The organism is Herbaspirillum sp. RV1423 (assembly GCF_000577615.1).
Classification (GTDB): Bacteria; Pseudomonadota; Gammaproteobacteria; order Burkholderiales; family Burkholderiaceae_D; genus Herbaspirillum.
Map to the genome: position 1 here is coordinate 1 of NZ_CBXX010000027.1, position 16,991 is coordinate 16,991.

General features: G+C 63.3%; 15 protein-coding genes. 7 read left to right on the forward strand and 8 right to left on the reverse strand.

The genetic code is table 11. The annotated features are described in order from the left end of the window. The 3 genes from RV1423_RS19810 to RV1423_RS19820 form a co-directional block, all read left to right on the forward strand. The coding region (locus RV1423_RS19810) for an alpha-hydroxy acid oxidase (protein ID WP_034300416.1) at positions 1-875 on the forward strand (875 nt) is incomplete at its 5' end. 148 nt (positions 876-1,023) lie between these two features. Next, on the forward strand, positions 1,024-1,914 hold the full coding sequence (locus RV1423_RS19815; protein ID WP_034300420.1) for an EamA family transporter: 891 nt from the start codon (positions 1,024-1,026) through the stop codon (positions 1,912-1,914). A 159-nt stretch (positions 1,915-2,073) separates the two neighbouring features. Further along, positions 2,074-2,937, forward strand: coding sequence for an NmrA family NAD(P)-binding protein (locus RV1423_RS19820; protein WP_034300423.1), 864 nt, complete (start codon positions 2,074-2,076; stop codon positions 2,935-2,937). Positions 2,938-2,956: 19 nt separating this feature from the next. On the opposite strand, the gene RV1423_RS19825 is transcribed toward RV1423_RS19820, so the two are convergent. The 8 genes from RV1423_RS19825 to RV1423_RS19860 all read right to left on the reverse strand — a co-directional run bounded on the left by RV1423_RS19825 (position 2,957) and on the right by RV1423_RS19860 (position 10,282). Next, the gene (locus RV1423_RS19825) at positions 2,957-3,355 is read right to left on the reverse strand and encodes an OsmC family protein (protein ID WP_034300426.1); all 399 of its coding nucleotides are present in this window, start codon (positions 3,353-3,355) and stop codon (positions 2,957-2,959) included. Between the two features lie 90 nt (positions 3,356-3,445). Beyond that, complete coding sequence (locus tag RV1423_RS19830; protein ID WP_081768903.1) at positions 3,446-5,071, reverse strand: methyl-accepting chemotaxis protein; 1,626 nt, start codon at positions 5,069-5,071, stop codon at positions 3,446-3,448. 72 nt (positions 5,072-5,143) lie between these two features. Further along, positions 5,144-5,872, reverse strand: a complete 729-nt coding sequence (locus tag RV1423_RS19835; protein WP_034300429.1) for an amino acid ABC transporter ATP-binding protein — start codon at positions 5,870-5,872, stop codon at positions 5,144-5,146. Positions 5,873-5,936: 64 nt separating this feature from the next. Further along, complete coding sequence (locus RV1423_RS19840; RefSeq protein ID WP_197034970.1) at positions 5,937-6,671, reverse strand: amino acid ABC transporter permease; 735 nt, start codon at positions 6,669-6,671, stop codon at positions 5,937-5,939. Positions 6,672-6,691: 20 nt separating this feature from the next. Beyond that, on the reverse strand, positions 6,692-7,390 hold the full coding sequence (locus tag RV1423_RS19845; RefSeq protein WP_034300431.1) for an amino acid ABC transporter permease: 699 nt from the start codon (positions 7,388-7,390) through the stop codon (positions 6,692-6,694). A 117-nt stretch (positions 7,391-7,507) separates the two neighbouring features. Continuing rightward, positions 7,508-8,326 carry an ABC transporter substrate-binding protein gene (locus RV1423_RS19850; RefSeq protein WP_034300434.1) on the reverse strand — a complete coding sequence of 273 codons (819 nt, stop codon included), beginning with the start codon at positions 8,324-8,326 and terminating at the stop codon, positions 7,508-7,510. 25 nt (positions 8,327-8,351) lie between these two features. After that, on the reverse strand, positions 8,352-9,572 hold the full coding sequence (locus tag RV1423_RS19855; protein WP_034300516.1) for a pyridoxal phosphate-dependent aminotransferase: 1,221 nt from the start codon (positions 9,570-9,572) through the stop codon (positions 8,352-8,354). 44 nt (positions 9,573-9,616) lie between these two features. Then, positions 9,617-10,282, reverse strand: a complete 666-nt coding sequence (locus RV1423_RS19860) for an RraA family protein (RefSeq protein ID WP_034300436.1) — start codon at positions 10,280-10,282, stop codon at positions 9,617-9,619. Between the two features lie 162 nt (positions 10,283-10,444). Here RV1423_RS19860 and RV1423_RS19865 point away from each other — a divergent pair, with 162 nt between their 5' ends. From RV1423_RS19865 to RV1423_RS29960, 4 genes are all read left to right on the forward strand, one after another. Continuing rightward, positions 10,445-11,404: a LysR family transcriptional regulator gene (locus tag RV1423_RS19865; protein WP_034300439.1), complete on the forward strand. Its 960-nt coding sequence runs from the start codon at positions 10,445-10,447 to the stop codon at positions 11,402-11,404. A gap of 389 nt (positions 11,405-11,793) precedes the next feature. Next, entirely contained in the window at positions 11,794-15,381 is a 3,588-nt protein-coding gene (locus tag RV1423_RS28615; RefSeq protein ID WP_051516803.1) for a response regulator, read from the forward strand. Positions 15,382-15,440: 59 nt separating this feature from the next. Continuing rightward, a complete protein-coding gene (gene chrA, locus RV1423_RS19875; RefSeq protein WP_034300441.1) occupies positions 15,441-16,808 on the forward strand; it encodes a chromate efflux transporter in 1,368 nt (455 codons plus the stop codon). A gap of 41 nt (positions 16,809-16,849) precedes the next feature. Next, positions 16,850-16,987 carry a hypothetical protein gene (locus RV1423_RS29960; RefSeq protein WP_155835179.1) on the forward strand — a complete coding sequence of 46 codons (138 nt, stop codon included), beginning with the start codon at positions 16,850-16,852 and terminating at the stop codon, positions 16,985-16,987. The last annotated feature ends 4 nt before the right edge of the window (positions 16,988-16,991 follow it).

A 16,991-nucleotide genomic window follows, 5' to 3' on the forward strand; every position in this document is an offset into this window, starting at 1 on the left:
GCGAAATGCTCGGCGCCATCGCCGCCGAAAAGTTCGGCATCCCGTTCACGCTGTCGACCATGAGCATCTGCTCCATCGAAGACGTCGCCAGCGTCACCACCAAGCCGTTCTGGTTCCAGCTCTATGTGATGCGCGACAGCGGCTTCGTCAAATCGATGATCGATCGCGCCAAGGCCGCCAAATGCTCGGCGCTGGTATTGACGCTGGATTTGCAAATCCTCGGCCAGCGCCACAAGGACCTCAAGAACGGCATGTCGGTGCCGCCCAAACTCACGCTCGACACCCTGCTCGACCTGGCAGGAAAACCCGGCTGGGCGCTGCGCGCGCTGGGCGGACGCAAGACCTTCGGCAACCTGGCCGGCCACATCACCGGCGGCGGCAGCGGCATCCAGACGCTGAGCCAGTGGACCGCCAGCCAGTTCGACCCGACCCTGAACTGGGACGACGTCGCCTGGATCAAGGAACAATGGGGCGGCAAGCTGATCCTCAAAGGCATCCTCGACGTGGAAGACGCCAGGATCGCCGCGCAGACCGGCGCCGACGCGCTGGTCGTGAGCAACCACGGCGGCCGCCAACTGGACGGCGCGATCTCGTCGATCGAAGCCTTGCCGGCGATTGCCGAAGCGGTCGGCGACCGGATCGAAGTCTGGTTCGACGGCGGCATCCGCACCGGCCAGGACATCCTCAAGGCCACCGCGCTGGGCGCCAAGGGCACGATGATCGGCCGCGCCTTCCTGTACAGCCTGGGCGCCATGGGCGGCGAAGGCGTCACCAAAATGCTGCAGATCCTGCACAAGGAACTCGACGTCAGCATGGCGCTGACCGGCACCAAGGACATCAGGAACGTGGACGCGCGGATATTGGCGATGCGCTGAACCGGGCGGACGAGGGCGGTTGGACTCCCTGGAGCACCGCCCGCGGCGGCCAGCTCATTTTCCGATGAAGCGATAGAATGTCTGCCTTTCAACGCTTTATCGGGCGCCCGTCGTCGCGCGCCGATTCACCACCATGCATGTCCCACCGATGCGCCCCAGCCATCTGGCTCTCGTCTTGCTCGTCATCCTGGTATGGGGCGTCAATTTCGCCATCATCAAAGTAGGCCTGGTCGGCGTGCCGCCATTGCTGCTGGCGAGCCTGCGCTTCATCCTCGCGGCCTTTCCGGCCTTGCTGCTGGTGCGGCCGCCCAAGCTGCCGCTGCGCCTCTATCTGGCGTTCGGGCTGACGATGTCGGTCGGACAGTTCGCCTTCCTGTTCAGCGCCATTCATGCCGGCATGCCGTCCGGACTGGCGTCGCTGGTGTTGCAGTCGCAATCGTTTTTCACGCTGCTGCTGACGGCGTTATGGCTGAGGGAGAAGTGGCAGGCCAACCAGCTCGTCGGTCTGCTGCTGGCGGCCGGCGGTTTGCTGCTGATCGGCAGCGCGCATGGCGCTTCGATGCCGTTGACCGGTTTCCTGCTGACGATCGCGGCGGCAGCCATGTGGGCATGCGGCAATATCGTCAGCCGCGCGGTGGGACGCCACGGTCCGATCAATCAACTGGCCTTCGTGGTGTGGGCCAGCCTGGTGCCGCCGCTGCCCCTGTTCGCGCTGTCATGGCTGATCGAAGGCCCGGCCGCCATCACGTCGGCGCTGCACAACTTCAGCCTGCAATCCTTCGGTGCGGTCGCCTACATCGCATGGGCGTCGACCTTGTTCGGCTATGCGGTGTGGAATTTCCTCATGTCGCGCTATGCCGTCAATCGCGTCGCGCCATTCACGCTGCTGGTGCCGCTGGTCGGACTCACCACCGGCTGGCTGGCCTTCGGCGAGCAATTGCAAGCGGTGCATCTCGCCGGCGGCGCATTGCTGATGATCGGCCTTGCCGTCAACCTGTTCGGCGCGCCGTTGCTGGCGCGGTTGAAGCTTAAGATGTGACGGCGTTGGCAAGCGAAATCTCTATTCGTGTAAATCAGTCATGAATCAAATGACATTGATGCTGTTTTAATCCATAACGCAGAAGGCCACAATTCTCTCCATGCAGCGTTTCGCCGCCGTGACATTCCGTCACAGTCATATCAAGCAATGGAGAGAACCATGTACGCAATCACAGGAATCACAGGTCAGGTCGGCGGCGTCGTCGCGCGGCAACTGCTGGGGCAACACAAAGCGGTGCGCGCCGTCGTGCGCGATGCCGCCAAGGGCGCGCAATGGGTGGCGCAGGGCTGCGACCTGGCGCTGGCCGACATGAACGACGCCGACGCGCTGGAGCGCGCCTTCCACGGCACCCAGGGCGTGTTCATCCTGCTGCCGCCGACCTTCGATCCGGGCGCGGGCTTTCCGGAAGCGCGCGCCACCATCGCCGCAATCAGGAAGGCGCTGCTCGCTGCGCAGCCGCGCAAGGTGGTCTGCCTGTCGACCGTCGGCGCCCAGGCCAGCCAGTCCAATCTGCTGAACCAGCTCGGCTTGCTGGAGGAAGCATTGCGCGACCTGCCGATGCCGGCGGCCTTCCTGCGCGCCGGCTGGTTCATGGAAAACGCGCTGTGGGATGTTGCTCCGGCCCGCGACGGCGTCATGCCGAGTTACCTGCAACCGCTCGACAAGCCGGTACCGATGGTCGCCACCGCCGATGTCGGCCGCGTCGCGGCAGAGTTGCTGCAAGAGGAATGGGAAGGCAAGCGCGTCGTCGAGCTGGAAGGTCCAAAGCGCATGACGCCCAATGAGGTCGCCGCCTGCTTCGGCAAGCTGCTCGGCCGCGACGTGGCGGCCCAGGCCGTGCCGCGGTTCACCTGGGCCGACGCGTTTCGCGCCCAGGGCATGCGCAATCCGCTGCCGCGCATGCAGATGCTGGACGGCTTCAACGAAGGCTGGATCGAGTTCGAAGGCGGACGGGCCGGCAGCCGCAAGGGCGTGGTGGAACTGGAAACGGTGTTGCGCGAATTGATCGCAAACAGGCGCTAAGGCGTCGTCAAAGCGGCGATCAGGCCAGCGTCGTGGTCACTTCGGTCCTGACGCTGGTCATCAGTTTTTGCACCGGGCATTTGTCGGCGACGGCCAGCAGTTCCTGCCGCTGCGCGTCGGTGAGGTCGCCGCTCAGGTGTATCGATGCGGCGAGGCGGTAGACGCCTTGCCGTTCTCCGCTGGCGTCGCGTTCGATGCTGACCTGGATGTCTTCAACCGGGATGTTCTTGCGCTTGGCGTACCACACCAGGGTCAGCGCCTTGCAGGCGCCCAGCGCGGCATCGTACAGGTCGTGCGGGTTGGGGCCGGCGTCGGCGCCGCCTTCTTCCACCAGGCCATCGACCGAGATGAGGTGGTTGCGCACGTGGACGATGTGGCGCATGGCGAGCGACTGGTCGCGCTTGACTTGGATGGACATGGTCATTCCTTGAAGTGTGGGAAAACCCACAATGTAGCGCTTTTTCCATCTCCCGACGCGTTGTCGGCGCGCCGGCGCCATCTCGAAAGTTTATGCCGACGAGCCGATCAGCAGCCGGGCATCCCCGGGAGAAGCCTGCGGGCCGGGCAGGCGGGCGACGGCGTCGTCGTCCAGCTTGAACACGCTGACCAGTTGCGCAAGTTCGGCGGCCTGATCGCGCAGCGATTGCGCGGCTGCCGCGGCTTGCTCCACCAGGGCGGCATTCTGTTGCGCCATGTCGTCGAGATCGGCGACGGCGCGATTGACCTGGCCGATGCCGTCGTTCTGTTCGTGCGAGGCGGCGGCGATTTCTTCGATCAGTTGCGCGACCTGGCGCACGCCGCTGACGATATCCGACATGGCGCTGCCGGCATCGCCGACCTGGCGCGAGCCGGTGCGTACGGTCTCCAGCGAGGTCTCGATCAGTGTCTTGATCTCTCTGGCGGCCTGGGCGGAACGTTGGGCCAGGCTGCGCACTTCGCCTGCCACGACCGCAAAGCCGCGCCCTTGCTCGCCGGCGCGCGCCGCTTCCACGGCGGCATTGAGCGCCAGGATGTTGGTCTGGAATGCGATGCCGTCGATCACGCTCGTGATGTCGGCAATCTGATGCGAGGATTGCGTGATGTGGGCCATGCTGCTGACCGCGTCGCCGACCACCTTGCCGCCATGCTCTGCTGCGCGGGCCGCTGTCACGGCAAGCCGGTTGGCTTCGCCGGCGGAGCGCATCGATTGCGCAATGGTGCCGGCAAAATCCTCCATGCGCGATGCCGTCAGTTGCAATTTGGCGACCGTTTGTTCGGTGCGCGCCGCCAGATCGTGATTGCCGGACGCAATCTCGGCCGATGCCGTCGACACCGAGCCGACGCCGCTCCTCACGTTCGAGACGACGGTGCGCAATCGCGCGGACATGCTGCCCAGGGCTTGCAACAACTGGCCGAATTCATCGCGCCGCATGCTGCCGGCGCCGGGCTGTTCCGCCAGATCGCCGTGGGCGATTTTTTCAGCCAGCGCGACGGCATGGGTCAGCGGACGTGTAATGGAGCGGGCAATCGCCAGAGCGGTGAGGCCGCCGGCGAGCAGGAGCAGCAGCGCTCCCGCCAGCCCGGCATAGATCAGCGTGAGGCGCTGCTCCTGCACTTGCAGCAGCATGTCGTCGCGCTGCTGTTCCTGCAGCTTCACAAAGCCGGCCAGTGCGCCGAGATAGGAGGCGATGGCCGGCTTCAATGCATTGTCGATCAGGGTCTGGACGCCGCCGACGTCGCCTTTGTAGGAGAGCGCGCTGGCTTGCTTCGAGATGTCGAGGAGCTTGCCGCGAATCGCTTCGATGCCGGTCAGGGCGGCGCGGTCCGCGGCGCTTTGCGATTGGGCGGAGACATTCTTTTGCGCGGCGTGCATGCGCGCCAGGCCGGATTGCACGTCCTGTTCGTACTGCGCCGCCAGGTCGCCGTCCGAAGTGTGCAAGGCCGCGACCATGCGTTCGCTGGTCAGCTCGGCCGTGCCCAGCCACGTGACGGCGGTGACGATGCGCCGGTCGTAATCCTGCACCGAGGACAAGGCCCTGCCGGCCGAGTCGATGGCATAGTATTGCGTGATCGCGGTCACGCTCAGCATTGCCACCAGCAAGGCGGTGATGCATGCCGACAGCCTCAGCGACACGCGCATGTCATTCCATTTCATGAAGTCTTCTCCTGGCCGTATCGATGATGCGGCATGATTGCCCCTGATCGGCGACGTAATGGTTTAGCGGGTTTAGTGAGTGCGCAACTCCGTCAGGAATTTTTGCGCGCGCGGACTTTGCGGCCGCAGGAAAAAATCGTCCGGCGTACCGGTTTCGACCAACCGCCCGTGGTCCATGAACCAGACGCGATCGGCCACTTCGCGCGCGAAGCCCATTTCATGCGTGACGCAAATCATGGTCATGCCGTCGCGCGCCAATTGCTTCATGACTTGCAGGACTTCGCCGACCATTTCCGGATCGAGGGCCGATGTCGGCTCGTCGAACAGCATGGCGGGCGGATCCATCGCCAGCGCGCGGGCGATCGCCACGCGCTGTTGCTGGCCGCCCGACAACTGGCCGGGATAGGCCCCGGCCTTGCTCGCCAGGCCGACTCGCTCAAGCAGTTCCAGTGCGCGCACGCGCGCGTCGCTGCGCCTGGCGCCGCGTACGTTGACCGGCGCCATGACGATGTTGTCCAGCACCGACAGGTGAGGGAACAGGTTGAAACTCTGGAACACGAAGCCCACGCGTGCGCGGAAATGGTTCAGGTCCAGTTTCGGCGCATGGATGTCCTGGCCGTCGAAAACGATCCTGCCCTTCTGGATTTCTTCCAGCCGGTTGACGGTGCGGATCAGCGTCGATTTGCCCGATCCGGACGGACCGCACACCACCACCACTTCGCCCTTGGCGACATGGGCGTCGACATCCGCCAGCGCGTGATAGGCGCCGTACCATTTGTTGACCTGTTCGAACGAGATCATGTGTGGAGAGAGCGGGTCTTGCCGGTTCTGATTTTCTGCCATGATGAATATCCAATAGTAATTTCTAGACCGCCATCGGCGCCGCCACGGCAGCCGCGGGCGCCGTGCGCGCGCTGCCGCTGCGGCGTCTGGCGATGCGGCGTTCCAGCCAGCGCGCCAACTGCGTCAGCAGCGAGCAGAGCGCGAAGTAAATCAGCGCCAGCATCAGGAACACGGGGAAAGGCTTGGTCAGCAGCGTGCTGTTGATCTGGTTGGCGGCGAACGTCAGCTCGTTGACGCTGATGACGTAGCCGAGCGAGGTCTCCTTGATGGTCGAGACGAACTGGCTGACCATCGCCGGCAGCATGTTGTAGAGCGCCTGCGGCAGCACGATCTTGAACATGGTTTGCAGATAGCTCATGCCTAGCGCGCGCGAGGCCTCGGTCTGGCCTTTAGACAGGCCTTCGATGCCGGCGCGGATGACTTCGGCCAGGTAGGCGGCTTCATACAGCACCACGGTCACCAGCATGGTGGTGAAACCCGTAATGGTGGTGCCGATCAGCAGCGGCACGAAGAAGTACACCCAGAAGATGAACATCACCAGCGGCACGCCGCGCACGGTGTAGACGATGGCGGCGGCCGGCAGGCGCAGCAGCGCGAGCGGGCTGACGCGTCCCAGCGCCAGCAGCACGCTGACCGGAAACGCCAGCGCCAGGCCGGCGACGGAGAGAATCAGCGTGATCGCCAGTCCGCCGAGCGGGCCGTTGGGATACTGGCCGATCAGCAGCAGCGTCCAGTTGTCGCGCAGGATATGAAAAATGTCGATGATCACAATAGTCCTCAGCGCGTCTTGATGCGGTAACGGTTTTCCAGCACCGCGCCGCCGGCCATGATCAGCAGCGAAATGCCGAGATAGACCACGGTCGTCAGCAGGTAGGTTTCGATGGTGTGGAAGGACTGGCTTTCAATTTCGCGCGTGGCGTAAGTCAGCTCGGCCACGCCGATGGCCATCGCCAGGCTGGTGTTTTTGAACAGCAGCACGGTATGGCTGACCAGCGTCGGCAGCGCGATGCGCAGGGCCTGCGGCAAAATCACCAGGCGCGAGGCCTTGAGATAGGACAGGCCGAGCGCGCGGGCGGCTTCCATCTGCGAAGAGGGAATCGCGCGGATGCCGCTGCGCAGGCTTTCCGAGATGTAGGCCGACATGCACAGTCCGACCGCGATGACGGCGAACAGGAATTCGCTGTGGCGCTGGTTGAACCACAATTGCACGGAATCCGGCAGCAAGGTCGGCACGCCGAAATACCACAGGAAAATCTGCACCAGCATCGGCACGTTCTGGTGATACTCCACAAACAAGGCGACGACGCGCTCGGCCCAGCGGTTGCGCGTCATGCGCAGCAACGCCAGCAGGATGCCGACCGCCATTGCCAGCAGCCAGGCATAGCCGGTGAGCTGCAGCATGGTGGCGATTCCTTCGATGATCAGGCGCGGGTAATCTTCGCGCAGCAACACCGAAAAATCCAGTTTGATACTCATAAAAAAGCCTTCCCCCATTGCATTGCTGCCGCCTGTCCCGTTTGCACCGGACAGGCGGCAGCGAAGATCGTCATCCCGGCCGCTCAGTCGTCAGTCAACGTCGCGGCCGGCGGCCGATCAACCCTTGATCGGTTCGATCTTGAAGCCGCGATGCAATTTATATGCCGTGTTGGGGCCAAGCCATTTGTCGAAGACCTGTTTTGCTTCGCCGGTTTTTTCCATGTTCTCCAGCACGCCGTTGACATGCTTGATCAGCGCGGTTTCTTCCTTGCGCATGCCGATGCCCCAGGCTTCGTTCATGAGCGGCGGTTCGAGGATGTCGATCGGCGAACTGTCTTCGGTCTGCTGCTTGAACTTGACCAGCATCAGTTCAGATACGGCGAAACCCTCCACTTTGCCTTGTTGCATGGCGAGGAAAGCTGCCGGCGGATCCTGGAAAGTGGTCGTGCTGGCGGTCGGCAGCGACTTGCGCACGCCCAGCTCCGACGTCGAGCCCTTGGTCGCGCTGACGCGTTTTCCGGCCAGGTCGTTGAGCGATTTGAATCCGGACGAGCGCTTGGCGGCGACCTTTTGCAGGCTGACGTAGTAGCTGTCGCTGTAGGCGATCTGCTCGGCGCGTTCCGGCGTCCAGCCGAGGTTGGCGGCAACGATGTCGACGCGGTTTTGCTGCAGCTCGGGGATGCGGGCCGCGACCGAAATCATCTTCAGCTCCAGCTTGACGTTGAGGCTCTTTGCCACGGCCTTGCAGAAGTCGACGTCGTAACCCTGGATTTCGCGCGTCGAAGGATTGGGGAAGCTGAACGGCTCGGCGGTGCCCAGCGTGCCGCAGATCAGCGTGCCTTTTTGTTTGATGTCGGCGAGCTGGTCGGCTGCCGCAGAGAAGCTGACCGCCATCAGGACCGCAGCGACGACAGCAGACTGTTTGAGTTTGAACATGATTCCTCCGTTGGTTTTGGTTGAATTACTTTGGCGTCAATTGAGATACAGCATCGCGCAGTTGTTGGCAACCCGATTCGATCTGTTCGATCGAGGTGGCAAACGACATGCGCAAATAGGAAGGCTGGCCGTAGGATGCGCCGTCGATCGTCGCGACGCCGGCCTGCTCAAGGAAATACATCATGACATCGACATCGTTGCCGAGCGCCGCGCCTTGCTGCGTATGCTTGCCGACCAGGCCGGCGACGTCGACGAACACATAGAAGGCGCCGTCCGGCGGCAGGCAGGACAAGCCGGGAATCGCATTGATCAGCGCGACGATGCGGTCGCGCCTGCTGCTGAACAGATCGCGTCCCTCCTGCACGCATTGCTGCGGCCCGGACAGGGCGGTGACGGCAGCGGCCTGGCTCATCGCGTTGGGACAGGTGGTGCTTTGCGACATCAGCAGCGCCAGCGCTTTCATCAGCACGCGCGGACCGGCGCCGTAGCCGATGCGCCAGCCGGTCATGGCATAGGCTTTCGAGACGCCGTTGACCACCAGCGTGCGCGCGGCCAGCGCCGGTTCGACCTGCAGCGGCGACACATGGCGCGCGCCGCCGTAGACGAAGTGTTCATAGATCTCGTCGGTCATCAGCCACACTTGCGGATGGCGCAGCAACACGGCGCAAATGGCCCGCAACTCGTCGGCGGTATAGACCGCGCCGCTCGGATTGTTCGGCGTGTTCAGCACCAGCCAGCGCGTGCGTGGTGTGATGGCCGATTCCAGCGCGGCGGCGGTCAGCTTGAAGCCGCTGGAGGCATCGCAATGCACGATCACCGGCACGCCGCCGTTGATGGCCGCCATGTCGGGATAGGACACCCAGTAGGGCGTCGGGATGATGACTTCGTCGCCGTCGTTGAGCGTGGCGGCGAAGGCACTGTAGATGATGTGTTTGGCGCCGTTGCCGACGACGATGTCGTCAGCGCCGTACTTCAGGCCGTTCTCGCGCTCCAGTTTGGCGGCGATGGCAGCGCGTAGCGCCGGCGTGCCGGTCGAGCCGGTGTAGCGCGTGTGGCCCGATTGCAGGGCATCGACGCCGGCTGCGACGATATGCGCAGGAGTGGCGAAGTCAGGTTCGCCGATGGTGAAATCGATGATCTTGCGCCCGGCGGCGCGCAGGGCGTCGACGCGGGCTTTGGCGGCCATGCTCGGCGAAGGTTTGACGGCGGAAAGACGGTTTGCCAGGAGGGTGTCCCGGTTGTCCAGATTGTCCAATTACTGCTCCAGAAAAATAGCGGATGAAATGATTTCTACAGGCCGTAGGGTTGCAGCACCTTGTTCAGCCAGGCCTGTTCGACCTTGCCGTTGGCGATTTCAGCCTTGATGGCTTCCTCGATGGCGGCGGTCTGTTGCGCGGCCGCGATCAGCGCATCGGCCTGGTCGAAGGGGAATGAAACGACGCCGTCTTCATCGCCCACGACCAGGTCGCCGGGACGGATCGTCTGGCCGCCGACGGCGACCGGTACGTTGATCTGGCCCGGGCCGTTCTTGTACGGACCGCGATGGCCGACGGCGCGCGCGTAGCAAGGAAAATCGGCCGTGTGAAAAGCGGCGCTGTCGCGCACCGCGGCATCGACGACGAAACCGGCGCAGCCGCGCTGCTGCGCGTACAGCATGATGAGTTCGCCCACCAGCGCGTTGCTGGTTTCGCCGCCGCCGTCGACTACCAGCACATGGCCGGGCGACATCATCATCAGCGCCTTGTAGATCAGCAGGTTGTCGCCCGGGCGGGTCTTGACGGTGAAGGCGGTGCCGACCAGCTTGCGGCCGCGATGCAGGCGTTGCAGTCCGCGTACGCCGGACAGTCGCTGCAGGTTGTCGCTCAGGTGCGATACCACCAGTTCGCGCAACGCATCCAGCGTGGCTGCAGGCGCGACTTCGGGGGCGGGATGGATAACATAAGGGGAGGCTGACATTCATGATCTCCTGTATATCGACAGCTAATGTATTTATCGTTAGCTGGATGATAGGAGCGCCGGAAAACTAAAAAAAGCGATATTTAATTATGAATTTGCATCGCTTTTTGGAATGTAATGACGTTATGATAAGCGTATTGCACCATCTCAACGCAAGCGCCCATGTTTTCCTTCAAACAGCTCGAAGCCCTGTACTGGATCGCCGCCCTGGGCGGGTTCGCGGCTGCCGCGCGCAAGCTCAACACCACGCAGTCGGCGATATCCAAGCGCATCAAGGAACTGGAGGTCAGTTTCGATACCGCGCTGTTCGACCGCGACCTGCGCCAGGCGCGGCTGACCGAGAAGGGCGAGGAACTGTTGCTGGTAGCCAGGCGCCTGCTGGAACAGCGCGACGCCGCCGTCGAGCAGCTCAGCAAGCCGGAGGTGGTGGAGCGGCGTTTGCGCATCGGCGTCACCGAGCTGACGGCGATGACCTGGCTGCCGCGCCTGGTGCGGCTGGTGCGCGAACATTATCCCAAGGTCGTGATCGAGCCGGACGTCGATCTCAGCGTCACCCTGCGCGACAAGCTGCTTGCCGATGAAATCGACGCCATCATCGTGCCGGACGCATTTGCCGAGTCGCGCTTCTCGGTCCTGCCGATGGGCAAGGTCAAGAGCGTGTGGATGGCCAAGCCGGGCTTGTTGCCGCGTTTGCCCTCGGGCTCGCGCGTGCTGCGCATGCATGAGCTGGCGGCGCACACCATACTGACGCAGGGGGACAAATCCGGCACCGGGATCATTTATGACCGTTGGTTCAAATCGCAGGTCGTGTCGCCTTCCAATTCGATCAGTTGCAGCAGCCTGGTGGCGTTGATCGGTCTGACCGTATCGGGCATGGGCGTGAGCTACCTGCCGCACCTGTGCCTGCGCTCGCTGATCGAGCGCGGCGCGCTGGAAGTCGTGGAAACCACGCCGGCGCTGCCGGAAATACCCTACGTCGCGCTCTATCGCGGCGAGCGCAAGAGCAATTTCATTTCTTCCATCCTGATGCTGGCGCAGGAGTGCTGCGAGTTTTCCGACCTGTTCCAGATCGAGGAGGTCGGTGCGGAAAAAGGCATGCTTTCGGGCGCGTCGCCGTTCTGAATCCGGCCCGGCCGGCATGAGTGCCGATCTTGTGCGCCATGCTGCGCAGCGATCGCTTCCGAGGAGCCGCCGCTGCATCTGCTGCCGGGCGCCGCCGCCATCTTGCATGTCGGCAAGAAGCTGGGCGCCTTGCAGGAAGAGATGGCCAGATGGGCCGCGGTATCGGTCAACACCAGCTTCACCGAAGTGTAAGCGCCGCGCGAAACTCCCCGTAAGCGCAATGCACGCCGCCGACAAATTGCCACGCTTGAAGTTCATGGGCATAATGGCCCGGACAATACAAGAACGCATGGCCGGCGGCGCATCATAAGAACCTGCACGAAGCCGTTCCGCATCCGCAGCACCGCAGCGTCGCAACTCGCCGGGCGGATTTTCTGACAGGAGAACGCATGCCCAGGTCGAGGGGAAACCGGTACTATTTTCTGGCGCAGTTTCTACCGCTGGCGGCGCTGGTGCTGGCCGCCACAGCCTTCCTGTATCACACCCGCGTCGATGCCGAACTGCGGCGTATGCAACTGGAGCAGCGCGAACATGTGGCCCTCGGTGCGGCAACCCTGGCCAACGATCTGGATGCGCCGCTGCGGCATCTGAGCATTCTCGTCAGCGAGGTCCCCATCGTCCGGGCGATCAACGATCCCAGTCCGGCCAATATGGCGCTGATGGCGGAGAATTTTTCCACTTTGATGCTGCGCAATCCTTACTACGATCAGGTGCGCTGGATCGATGCGGACGGCATGGAAAAAGTGCGCGTCAACATGACCGGCATGGGACCGGTGGCGGCGCCCGCAGCGGCGCTGCAGAACAAGAAGGACCGCCCGTATTTCGCGGATACGATGGCTCTGCCGCACGGCGAGATGCTGGTCTCGCCGATGGACCTGAATGTTGAAAACGGCAAGATCGAAATGCCGCACAAACCCACTGTGCGACTGGCGGTGCCGGTCGCGACGACGTCGGGCAAGCCCGGCGGCATCCTTATCATCAACCTGCTGATGGCGCCGCTGTTGGATCGTTTTTCCAACCAGGTGGAGCGCGGCGGCAACCGCGCCATGCTGCTTAACGGTGAAGGCTACTGGCTGTATAGCAGCAACAGCGCCGACGAATGGGCCTTCATGTTCAAGCGCGAAGAGACCGTGGCCAAGCGCTATCCCAAGGTCTGGCGGATGATCACCGGACAACCGGCCGGCAATCTCATCGAAGACGGCATCTGGTCGTGGCAGCGCGTCGATATCGGCAGCGGCGCCGGACGTTACGGCCTGCACCAGCAATCGCCGTGGACGGTCGCGTTGTACCTGCCGGAAAAGCGCGTGATGCTCGATAATTACCGCGTTTTGCTGCGCCTGAGCCTGTTCGTCGGCCTGATCCTGCTGGCGTTGGCCATGCTGAGCTGGCAACTGGCGACCCACCGCGGCCGCCGCGAGACCGCCGTGCATGAGCGGGTCAAGGCCGAAGCCGAACTGAGCGCCAGCGAAGAACGTGTAGCCGAGCTGTTGCGGCATCAGGAGACGCGCTCCATCCTGGCTTCCATCGTTTCTTCGTCCGAAGACGCCATCATCGGCGTCGGCCTGGACGACGTCATCACCAGTTGGAACCCGGCCGCCGAGAAGCTGTTCGGCCGTCTCGCCGGCGAAGCGCTCGGCCAGTCGGCCTACATCCTGGTGCCGCCGGAAAGGTCCGGCGAAGCGCACCACATCACCGAACAGATCATGCAGGGCAAGACTGTTTCCAACTTCGAGACGGTGCGCTGGCACAAGGATGGTCGCCTGCTGGATATCTCGGTGACGGTGTCGCCGATACTTGATGGCGAGAAGAAGATCGTCGGCACGTCCTATATCGCGCGCGACATCACCGAGCACAAGCGCCTGGAGAAAGAACTCAACCAGTATCGCCAGCATCTGGAAGGCCTGGTCGAACAGCAGACCAAAACGCTGCGCGACACCAACAGCAACCTTGAGCTGGCCTTGTCCAGGTCAGAGTCGGCCACGCGCGCCAAGAGCAATTTCCTGTCCAACATGAGCCACGAAATCCGCACGCCGATGAACGCCGTGCTGGGGCTCACCTATCTGTTGGAAAAGACCGCCTTGCAGCCCGACCAGCGCGATCTGCTGCGCAAGATCATCGTGGCCGGCCATTCGCTGCTGGGCATCATCAACGACATCCTCGACGTGTCCAAGATCGAAGCCGGCCGGCTGGAGGTCGAGTCCGTGCCGTTCCGCCTGAGCACAGTGCTGGAGAACGTCGTCAACATCAATGCGCCCGCCATCGGCGACAAGAACGTTGAACTGGTGGTCGGTTTCAACGACGTCGGCATCGAACATCTGTACGGCGACGCCCTGCGGCTGGAGCAGATTCTCACCAACCTGACCAGCAACGCCATCAAGTTCACCGCCAGCGGCGAGATCAGCATCCACGTCGCGGTCGTCAGCGAAAACGGCAACCAGGTCATGCTGCGCTTCGCCGTGACCGATAGCGGCATCGGCATTCCGCCGGAAAGACAACAGGACATCTTCCAGGCCTTCACCCAGGAAGACACCTCGACCACGCGCCGCTACGGCGGCACCGGCCTCGGCCTGACCATCTGTCGCCATCTGACGCAATTGATGAACGGCGAGATCGGCGTCATCAGCGAGCCGGGCAAGGGCAGTCAGTTCTGGTTCACGCTGCCGTTCCAGATCATGCCGCAGGCAGCGGAAAAATCGCCGGCGGACGATCCGCTAAGCGTGCTGGTGGCCGACGACAACGCCGCCGCGCGCGCCATGCTGTCCGATACCATCAAGTCCATGGGCTGGCAGGTCGACGTGGTGGAGTCGGGACAGGATGCGGTTTCCAAGACCATGGTGCGCCTGCGTCATAACCTGCCTTACGACATCTTCCTGCTGGACTGGAAGATGCCCGGCATGGACGGCATCGAGGCGGCCAAGGCGATCCGCGAAGCGTCCTCGCCGCACAAGCAGCCGCCCATCGTCATCATGGTTACCGCTCATGCGCGCGACGACGTGTTGAATTCGCCCGATGCCGAACTGCTCGACGCCGTGATCACCAAGCCGTTGACGCCATCGACGCTGTACAACACGGTCATGCATGTGCGCCAGCGTCGCAGCAGCGCCAATAATAACGGCGGCAGCGGTCCCGCCGACAAGCCGGCGGCGGCAGGCGACGACCGCATCACCGGCGTGCGGGTGCTGGTGGTCGACGACAGCGAGATCAACCGGGAGGTCGCCAAACGCATCCTCGAAGCCGACGGCGCCGAAGTATTCACCGCCGCCGACGGCAAGGAGGCGGTCGACTGGCTGCGCGAGCGCCCGCAAGGCGTCGACATCGTGCTCATGGATATCCAGATGCCAGTCATGGACGGCTACACTGCCACGCACGAAATCCGCGAAACCCTGCAACTGCGCGACCTGCCCGTGATCGCGCTGACCGCGGGCGCCTTCAAGGCCCAGCAGGAAGCCGCGATGGCCGCAGGCATGAACGGTTTTCTGTCCAAGCCTTACAATGTCGACCAGATCGTGTCTATGGTTCGTCAGCACATCGCCCATCTGTCCGCGGCTGAACTGGAGCGGCGCAAGCACGTCGCGCCGGCGTATGCATCGGCAACTCCCGGCGACGCCTATCCTGCCGGGACGTCGGCGCGCGATGCGTCCGGCATCGATGTCGCCGTCGGTCTGGAAGCCTGGGGCAGCGAAGAAACCTACCGCAAGTTCCTCGGCAAGTTCGCCGAACAGTACGGCCGGACCGGCAGCGATATCCTGGCGTACATCCAGGCCGATGAGCTGATGCAGGCCAGGACGCTGGCGCACAAGCTGCGCGGCAGCGCCGGTACGCTGGCCCTGACCGAGGTGCACCGGCTGGCCGGCGAACTGGAAGGCCTGTTGTCCGGCGACGGCGCCGCGCCGGATTACAAGGTCAAGGCCGCCGAACTCGACGCCGCCTTGCGCATCGCCCGGCGCAGCATTGCCGAGTACACTGGAGCGGCATGAGTGCCGCCGGACGGGCCAGAGTCCGAAGAAGAACGATCGTTGCTTAAAAAATGTGAAGAATGACTACTCCTGCGTCCCCCTCGTCGGAAAAAATCGAATCTCCTCCATCGCCGCCCACCTTCGGCGAAGCCTTCCTGTTCTGGCTCAAGCTCGGCTTCATCAGCTTCGGCGGCCCGGCCGGGCAGATTTCGATCATGCATCAGGAACTGGTGGAAAACCGCCGCTGGATTTCCGAGCGCCGCTTCCTGCATGCGCTCAACTATTGCATGCTGCTGCCCGGCCCGGAAGCGCAGCAACTGGCCACTTACATCGGCTGGCTGATGCACAAGACGCGCGGCGGCATCGTTGCGGGCGCGCTGTTCGTGCTGCCGTCGCTGGTGATCCTGGTGGGTTTGTCGTGGCTGTACATCGCCTTCGGCAACCTGCCGGTGGTGGCGGGACTCTTCTACGGCATCAAGCCCGCCGTGACCGCCATCGTGCTGCAGGCGGCGCATCGCATCGGTTCGCGCGCGCTCAAGAACGGCGCGCTGTGGGCGATTGCTGCGGCGTCTTTCGTGGCGATCTTTGCGCTGGACGTACCTTTTCCCGCCATCGTCGCCGCGGCGGCGCTGATCGGTTACTGCGGCGGCAAGATCGCGCCGGCCAGGTTCGCGCTCGGCGGCGGCCACGGCAAAGGGAACACCTCTTTCGGCAAGGCGGTGATCGACGACGATACGCCCACGCCCGGGCATGCGAAGTTCAGTTGGCCGGGACTGGTGCGCGTCGCGGCGGCGGGCGTGTTGCTCTGGGCGATCCCGATGGGATTGCTGGCGGCGATCTGGGGGTGGAATCATTCATTCACGCAAATGGGCTGGTTTTTCACCAAGGCGGCCCTGATGACTTTCGGCGGCGCCTATGCGGTGTTGCCGTATGTGTACCAGGGCGCGGTCGGCCACTACGGCTGGCTGGCGCCGGTGCAGATGATCGACGGACTGGCGCTCGGGGAAACCACGCCGGGGCCGCTGATCATGGTGGTCGCGTTTGTCGGCTTCGTGGGCGGCTATGCGAAAGCGCTGCTGGGACCGGACCATCTGTTTCTGGCCGGCGCTGCTGCCGCGTCGCTGGTGACGTGGTTTACCTTTTTGCCGTCGTTCCTGTTCATCCTTGCCGGCGGCCCGCTGGTCGAGGCGACCCATGAAGACCTCAAATTCACCGCGCCGCTGACCGCGATTACCGCGGCGGTTGTTGGCGTGATCCTCAATCTGGCGACTTTTTTCGGTTATCACGTGCTGTGGCCGCAAGGCTTCGGCAAAGGCTTCGACTGGGTGTCGGCGGCAATTGCGCTGGCGGCGGTGGTGGCCCTGTTCCGCTTCAAGCGCAATGTGATCCATGTGATTGCGGCTTGCGCGGCAGTCGGACTGGTGTTGAAAATGTCGGTCATGCAATGAACGCGGCCTCCGGCATTCACGTCCGTTGATGGAAACGGCAGATGCCACTGGCATCGCAATCAGTAAAACTGGCGGCATCGTCGGCCAATATGCGCCGTTCGGGCTTCAACCCCGGCAGCAAAGCGGCGCCGCTGCTGTTCCAAGCCCATCTTCAACGATTTTCGACGGTTTCGCGCTAAAATA